The 7173-nt window shown below is 70.7% G+C and carries 8 protein-coding genes and 1 pseudogene; 7 read left to right on the top strand and 2 right to left on the bottom strand.

Going from position 1 to position 7173, the window contains the following annotated elements; genetic code table 11:
* Positions 1-4: 4 nt before the first annotated feature.
* The 7 genes from dnaJ (at position 5) to VF542_RS05865 (ending at position 5807) form a co-directional block, all read left to right on the top strand.
* Positions 5-1138: a molecular chaperone DnaJ gene (gene dnaJ / locus VF542_RS05835; RefSeq protein WP_408650768.1), complete on the top strand. Its 1134-nt coding sequence runs from the start codon at positions 5-7 to the stop codon at positions 1136-1138.
* Positions 1139-1183: 45 nt separating this feature from the next.
* Complete coding sequence (locus VF542_RS05840; protein ID WP_408650761.1) at positions 1184-1915, top strand: 16S rRNA (uracil(1498)-N(3))-methyltransferase; 732 nt, start codon at positions 1184-1186, stop codon at positions 1913-1915.
* 97 nt (positions 1916-2012) lie between these two features.
* Complete coding sequence (locus VF542_RS05845; RefSeq protein ID WP_408650762.1) at positions 2013-2348, top strand: HIT domain-containing protein; 336 nt, start codon at positions 2013-2015, stop codon at positions 2346-2348.
* A 137-nt stretch (positions 2349-2485) separates the two neighbouring features.
* A complete protein-coding gene (locus VF542_RS05850) occupies positions 2486-3472 on the top strand; it encodes a PhoH family protein (protein WP_408650763.1) in 987 nt (328 codons plus the stop codon).
* Between the two features lie 97 nt (positions 3473-3569).
* On the top strand, positions 3570-4079 hold the full coding sequence (gene ybeY / locus VF542_RS05855) for an rRNA maturation RNase YbeY (protein ID WP_408650764.1): 510 nt from the start codon (positions 3570-3572) through the stop codon (positions 4077-4079).
* Positions 4080-4147: 68 nt separating this feature from the next.
* Positions 4148-5446, top strand: a complete 1299-nt coding sequence (locus tag VF542_RS05860) for a hemolysin family protein (RefSeq protein ID WP_408650765.1) — start codon at positions 4148-4150, stop codon at positions 5444-5446.
* Complete coding sequence (locus VF542_RS05865) at positions 5439-5807, top strand: cytidine deaminase (RefSeq protein ID WP_408650766.1); 369 nt, start codon at positions 5439-5441, stop codon at positions 5805-5807. Before VF542_RS05860 ends, VF542_RS05865 begins: the two co-directional genes overlap by 8 nt.
* 223 nt (positions 5808-6030) lie before the next feature.
* Here the strand turns inward: VF542_RS05865 and VF542_RS05870 are convergent, their stop codons facing one another.
* Both VF542_RS05870 and VF542_RS05875 read right to left on the bottom strand, forming a co-directional pair.
* A complete protein-coding gene (locus VF542_RS05870; protein WP_408650767.1) occupies positions 6031-6474 on the bottom strand; it encodes a hypothetical protein in 444 nt (147 codons plus the stop codon).
* Positions 6475-6790: 316 nt separating this feature from the next.
* Positions 6791-7173, bottom strand: a pseudogene (locus VF542_RS05875) (hypothetical protein); the annotation flags it as partial.

Genomic DNA, 7173 nt, shown 5'->3' on the forward strand with positions numbered 1-7173 from the left:
CAGGGTGGCACGGGACTACTACGGGATCCTGGGCGTCGGTCGCGACGCCGGGCCCGACGAGATCAAGCGGGCGTACCGCCGGCTCGCCCGCGAGCTGCACCCCGACGTCAACCCGGACGCCGCGGCGCAGGAGCGCTTCGCCGAGGTCAGCGCCGCCTACGAGGTGCTGTCGGACCCGGAGAAGCGGCGGATCGTCGACCTCGGTGGCGATCCGCTGGCGCCCGCGGGCGGCGCGGGCGGCGGCAACCCGTTCGGGGCCGGCTTCGGCGGCTTCGGCGACATCTTCGAGACCTTCTTCGGAGGCGCCGCGGGCGGTACCCGCGGGCCGCGCAGCCGGGTTCGCCAGGGCGCCGACGCGCTGCTGCGGATCGAGCTGAGCATGGCCGAGATGGCCTTCGGCGTGCAGAAGGACATCGCCGTCGAGACGGCGGTCACCTGCCGGACCTGCCACGGCAACGGTTGCGCCCCCGGCACCAAGCCGCGGACCTGTGACACCTGCGCCGGCCGGGGCGAGGTCCAGTCGATGCAGCGCTCGATGCTGGGGCCGGTGATGACCACCCGGTCGTGCCCGGCCTGCGGCGGCACCGGCCAGCAGATCCCGTCGCCGTGCCCGGACTGTGCCGGCGAGGGCCGGGTGCGGGCCCGCCGGTCCATCAACGTCGACGTCCCGGGCGGCATCGAGGACGGCATGCGGATCCGGATGACCGGCCAGGGCGAGGTCGGCCCGGGCGGCGGCCCGGCCGGTGATCTCTACATCGAGGTCACCGAGCAGCCGCACGAGATGTTCGTCCGGGAGGGCTCGGACCTGCACTGCACGCTGGCGGTGCCGATGACCGCCGCGGCGCTGGGCACCGAGCTGACCCTGACCACCCTGGACGCCGAGGAGCGGGTCGAGATCCGGCCGGGAACCCAGTCGGGGTCGGTGATCACGCTGCGCGGCAAGGGCGTCCCCCGGTTGCGCAGCACCACCCGGGGCGACCTGCACGTCCACGTCGAGGTGCGCACCCCCACCCGGCTGGACGACGCGCAGGAGAAGCTGCTGCGCCAGCTGGCGGAGCTGCGCAACGAGGACATCAGCGTCGGCGGCAGCCGGGGCGGCCTGTTCTCCAAGATGCGCGACGCCTTCGGCACCCGCTGAGCCACTCGACCTGCCGCAACGACCTGACGAGGCACCCGTCCTGCCATGACGCCGCCACTCTTCCTGATTCCCGACCTCGGCAACGGCGACACGATCGTGCTCACCGGCGCCGAGGCGCACCACGCCGCCACCGTGAAGCGGCTGGCGGTGGGGGAGCCGGCGCTGCTGGCCGACGGGCACGGCGGCCTGGCCGAGGCCCGCACCGGGCGGGTGGCCCCCGACCGGGTGGTCTTCCAGGTGGTCACCCGGCGCAGGCTGCCGCGTCCCGAACCCCGGCTGGTGGTGGTCCAGGCGCTACCGAAGGGGGAACGGGCGGAGCTGGCGGTGGAGCTGCTCACCGAGCTCGGCGTGGACGAGATCGTGCCGTGGTCAGCGGACCGGGCGATCAGCCAGTGGAAGGGCGACCGGGTGGCCCGGGGGGTTGCCAAGTGGCAGCGGGTGGCCCAGGCGGCGGCCAAGCAGAGCCGGCGGGCCTGGATCCCGGCGGTGGCCGAGCTGGCCGGCAGCGACGAGGTCGCCCGCCGGATCACCGGCGCCCGGCTGGCGCTGCTGCTGCAATCGGGCGCCGATCAGCCGCTGAGCCGGGTCGAGGTGCCCGCCGACGGCGAGGTCCTGCTGGTGGTCGGTCCCGAGGGCGGGCTGTCACCGGCCGAGCTGGCGCTGTTCGGCGAGCACGGCGGCTGGCCGGTGCGCCTGGGAGGCGAGGTGCTGCGGACCTCGACGGCCGGCGCCGCGGCGCTGGCCGTGCTGTCGGTGCGGGCCGGCCGGTGGGGCTGAGCGTGCGTTGGGCCTGGGCGCGCCGGTGCGGCTGGGCGCACGTGGGGCTGGGCGCGCCGGTTGGCCGGTGCGAGCTCCCTCGCGCTAGCGTCTGGTCATGGACGACTGCCTGTTCTGCAAGATCATCGCCCGTGACGTCCCGGCCACCGTGGTGCTCGAGGACGACGGCTGGCTTGCCGTCGAGGACATCGACCCGAAGGCGCCGGTGCACGTCCTGGTGCTGCCCAAGCGGCACGTCGCCGACATCGGTGAGCTGGGCGCCGACCCGGGCACGGCCGCCGCGGTGGTCGCCGGGATCGGGGCAGTCGCCCGGCACCTGGGCCTGTCCGCCTACCGGACGGTGTTCAATACCGGCGCCGGCGCCGGCCAGTCGGTCTTTCACGCCCACGCCCACGTGCTCGGCGGGCGCGACCTGACCTGGCCGCCGGGCTGACCCGCGCGGCCGGCATCCGGACCGGACAGGAATAGACGGTGCATATCAGCGGGTTGGTTAGGGCGACGGACGGGTAAACTGAAGCAGTCAGCTCGTCCGCAGCCTCGCCCAGAAGAAAGAAAGCAGCGCAGAAGCACTTGTCGGAACCGACCCCTGCACGGCCACGCCAGCGAGTCCAGACTCCGTTCGTGGTGCCCGGGAAGCTGTCGATGGTGGGCCTGCTTGGACCGCGCGACGAGCTGTTGAAGCTCATGGAAGCGCGGCTGGACTCAGAGATCCACGTGCGCGGCAACGAGATCACGGTGACCGGTGAACCCGGCGACAATGCGCTGGCCATCAGGCTCTTCGAGGAGTTGGTTCAACTTATGCAGTCCGGACACGACCTGACTCCGGACTCGGTGGGCCGCACGCTCGGCATCCTGCAAGCCGACACCGAGCAGCGCCCGGCCGAGGTGCTCAGCCTGAACATCCTGTCCCGGCGCGGCAAGAACATCCGACCCAAGACGGTGAACCAGAAGCGCTACGTCGACGCGATCGACGAGCACACCATCGTCTTCGGCATCGGCCCCGCCGGTACCGGCAAGACCTACCTGGCCGTCGCCAAGGCGGTGCAGGCGCTGCAGGCCAAGCGGGTCAACCGGATCATCCTGACCCGGCCGGCGGTCGAGGCCGGTGAGCGGCTGGGCTTCCTGCCCGGCACCCTGAACGACAAGATCGACCCGTACCTGCGCCCGCTGATGGACGCCCTGCACGACATGCTCGACCCCGAATCCGTCCCGCGGCTGCTGCAGGCCGGCACCATCGAGGTCGCGCCGCTTGCCTACATGCGCGGGCGGACCCTCAACGACGCCTTCGTGATCCTGGACGAGGCGCAGAACACCACGCCGGAGCAGATGAAGATGTTCCTGACCCGGCTCGGGTTCGGCTCGAAGATCGTGGTCACCGGCGACATCACCCAGGTCGACCTGCCCAACGGCACCAAGTCCGGGCTCCGGGTGGTCCGCGACATCCTCAGCGACGTCGAGGATATCGAGTTCGCCTACCTTGACGCCAAGGACGTCGTACGGCACCAGCTCGTCGGCAACATCGTCGAGGCCTACTCCAAGTACGACGACGCGATCTAGTGCGCCGGAGCCGGATGACCGGGCACCGCGGCGAGCGCCGGCGAGCCAGCAGGGGGACCCCCGTGCCGAGCACCGGCCCGGTCAGCGGTGCAGCCGGATGAGCATCGAGATCAACAACGAATCGGGCGCCAGCGTGGACGAGCGGGCGATCGGCCTGGTCGCCCGGCACGTCCTGGACTCGCTCGGGATCAACCCGTTGGCGGAGTTGTCCATCCTGGTGGTCGACGAGGCGGCGATGTCGACACTGCACAAGCAGTGGCTGGGCCTGGACGGCCCGACCGACGTGATGGCCTTCCCGATGGACACCCTGGACGACAAGCCGGGTTTGGAGACCGACCCCGGCCCGTCACTGCTGGGCGATGTGATCCTGTGCCCGTCGGTGGCCGCCAGGCAGGCCGCGGCCGCCGGTCACAGCACCGACGCCGAACTGTTCCTGCTGACCACCCACGGCGTGCTGCACCTGCTCGGCTATGACCATGACGAGCCGGAGGAGGAGCGCGAGATGTTCGAACTGCAGTCCCGGCTGGTGACCGGTTGGGCCGAGGCCACCGGCCGGGGCCCGGTCCGGACGCCGTTGCCGGGCACCGCCGGTGAGAAACGCGGCTAGGGCTCTGGCATGAGCGAGTCAATGGCATGAGTGAGTCGGCATGAGTGAGTCGGCATGAGTGAGTCGGCATGACCGGCATCTATCTGGTGCTGCTGGTGCTGGCTCTGCTGCTGGTGCCAGCCGCGGGAGCGCTCGCCGCGGTCGACGCCGCGCTGGCCCGGGTGTCGGTCGCCCGGGTCGAGGAGGAGTTCGTCCGCGAGCACCGGCGGGGCGCGGTGTCACTGTCCCGGGTGCTTGCCGACCGCGCCCGGCACACAAACCTGATCCTGCTGCTGCGGGTCGCCGCCGAGCTCACCGCCACCGTGTTCGCCACCGTGGTGGCCACCTCCGAGTGGGGCACCACCTGGCCGGTGGTGCTGCTCACGGTGGCGGTGATGGTGGTGATCTCCTACGTCCTGATCGGGGTCGGCCCGCGCACGCTGGGCCGCCAGCACGCCTATCCGGTGGCCCTGGTCGGCGCCGCGCCGGTGCTGCTGCTGGGGCGGATCTTCGGCCCGCTCGCCTCGCTGCTGATCCTGCTGGGCAATGCCATCACCCCCGGCAAGGGGCTGCGGGACGGCCCGTTCTCCTCCGAGGTCGAGATCCGCGAGCTGGTGAACCTCGCCGAGTCGCGCGGGGTCGTCGAGCGCGGTGAGCGGGAGATGATCCAGTCGGTCTTCGACCTCGGCGACACGATCGCCCGCGAGGTGATGGTGCCGCGCACCGAGGTGGTGTGGATCGAGAGCACCAAGACCGTGCCGCAGGCCCTGGCACTGGCGCTGCGGTCCGGCTTCAGCCGGATCCCGGTGGTGGCCGACAACGTCGATGACATCGTGGGCGTGGTCTACCTCAAGGATCTGGTGCGTCGCGCCCAGGACCAGGAACGGGCCCGCCAGACCAAGCTCGACGAGGTGATGCGCCCGCCCACCTTCGTTCCGGAGTCCAAGCCGGTGGATGAGTTGCTGCGTGAGATGCAGGCCAACTACTCCCACCTGGCCATCGTGATCGACGAGTACGGCGGCACCGCCGGCCTGGTGACGATCGAGGACATCCTGGAGGAGATCGTCGGCGAGATCCGCGACGAGTACGACGTCGAGCGTCCGCCGGTGGAGGAGCTGGAGGACGGTTCGCTGCGGCTGACCGCCCGGCTGCCGGTCGAGGACCTCGGCGAGCTGTTCGGGGTCGAGCTTCCCCGAGGCGATGACGTCGAGACCGTCGGTGGCCTGCTGGCGCAGCTGCTGGGCCGGGTGCCGATCGCCGGCTCGTCGGCCACCGCCTACGGCCTGCAACTCACCGCCGAGAGCGTCGGCGGCCGCCGCAACCGGATCGACACGGTGCTGGCCCGCCGGCTGGAGGAGCCGGCGGAGCAGGAGGACTCCGATGCCTGAGGCGCCGGGTGGCTCGTCGCAGGGCGGCTCGTCGCAGGGCGGCTCGTTGCAGGGTGAGGACGCGAAGCTGGTGACCCTGGCCCGCGCCACCCGGGCTCGCACCGGCGCCGCCCAGGGCGCCGCCGTCCGGGACACCGACGGCCGGACCTACGCCGCCGCGACCGTGGCGCTGCCCTCGCTGCGGCTGTCCGCGCTGCAGGTGGCGGTGGCGATGGCGATCTCGTCCGGGGCGCCGGGCCTGGAGGCCGCCGTGGTGCTGTCGCCAGGTGCTGACGCCGATCCGGACGGCGCCGCGGCCGTCGCCGAGCTGGCGCCGTCGGCGCCGGTGTACGTCGTCGACGAGCGCGGTCGGCTCTCCTAGCGACGGTTTCCGCAGCTGGGCAAACCTTCAGTCCGCCGGATTCACCACCCTGGCCCGGACCCGGGTCAGCGTCCCAACGTAGACCGACGGCGGCGACACCGCCGCCAGTACTGCGATGCGTCGTGTCATGCATCGGTGTGTGGACCAGTTGATCCGGTCCGGCATCCGGGAGGCCGATCAAGGCGAAAGTTAAACCATGTCAATTCCGGCTTGGCGCAGTGTGTCAGGTTCGTAGAACGGCAAGCGTCAGGGCTCGGATCTCGGCCTGTTCGGCGCGATCCGTCGTCGCAGCGCGGACGCCACCACCTGCCGGTCGGGCGAAGGCGCCGCGGAGGATCGCCACGGCATCGCCCTGAACGCCAGAGTCGCGCCACTCGATGGATTTCGGAATGCGCTGCCGGTGCGCACGCAACAGTCGCCAGACGTCGACTGCATCCTTTGCCGCCAACCGGCTTGACCAGCCGAGCGCCTTCAGGCACAGGGCTGAGTTGATGTCGGGAATCACGGTCGAAAATGACACGGCAGTGCCACCGAGCATCGTCACGGTGAGGTCGATCTGCTCGCCGGGACGAGCCAGTGCCAAGGACAAGCCAGGAATCTCATCGAGCATGATGTCGCCGTACTGCTGGTTCGGAATGAGGCGCCGGCCCCAAGCCGGGGCGAGCACGTCGATGACAAGACGCAGGTCGTCGTCCGTTGTCCGGATGAATCGGTTGGACGCGCCTGGTCTGGTATATCCGAGCGCCTCGAGCCCGGGACCAGCGCCGGATGCCGTGCAGACGTCGCTGCGACCCCCATGTCAGCGTCCTGCGTGATCCTTGCGACCGGCTCTGGTACGTCGGCGAGAGCGACGTGCAGCCGCACCATTTGCCCGCCGACGAGCCGGTACTCGATGCCTATGTCGTCAGCCACAGCCGCGAGATCGCGCATCGCAAGAAAACCAGCTTCCTCAGCTTGAGATGTTGCGCTGAGCCGAAGGGCGGTCACAGCACCGTGCCTGACTCGATCATCCAGGTACGCCAGGCTTGCAGTGTTTCGCCAGCGTCAGGGCCCGGGCTGCGCGACAGGTCGTAAAGCACTTGGAACGCGTTGGCTCTCGCGACCTCGCCATGGCCGCGCATCTCAATCAGAACCGGAGGCTTCGAGATCGGCCACACGCCGGGATCCTCGGCTAGCACGAGGGTCAACGTCGACACCGAGGCATCGCTGGGCGTGAGGCCGATGGCGGAGAAGTCGGCGCCGCGCTGCGCGTACAGAGTGGCCCGTCGGGGAGTCCGCCACGGCGCCACAAGGTCTGCGGCGATGTCGCCCGAAACGACGGGGACCGCCTGCTCCAGGCCGAGGGTCACGTAAGCGCGATATGCCT

Source organism: Jatrophihabitans sp., from assembly GCF_036389215.1.
GTDB lineage: Bacteria > Actinomycetota > Actinomycetes > Mycobacteriales > Jatrophihabitantaceae > Jatrophihabitans_A.

Bases quoted from the DNA above. Each gene is read 5' to 3' on its own strand.
- VF542_RS05840 (WP_408650761.1), top strand. From the start codon at position 1,184: ATGACGCCGCCACTCTTCCTGATTCCCGACCTCGGCAACGGCGACACG.
- VF542_RS05845 (WP_408650762.1), top strand. From the start codon at position 2,013: ATGGACGACTGCCTGTTCTGCAAGATCATCGCCCGTGACGTCCCGGCC.
- ybeY (WP_408650764.1), top strand. From the start codon at position 3,570: ATGAGCATCGAGATCAACAACGAATCGGGCGCCAGCGTGGACGAGCGG.
- VF542_RS05860 (WP_408650765.1), top strand. From the start codon at position 4,148: ATGACCGGCATCTATCTGGTGCTGCTGGTGCTGGCTCTGCTGCTGGTG.
- VF542_RS05865 (WP_408650766.1), top strand. From the start codon at position 5,439: ATGCCTGAGGCGCCGGGTGGCTCGTCGCAGGGCGGCTCGTCGCAGGGC.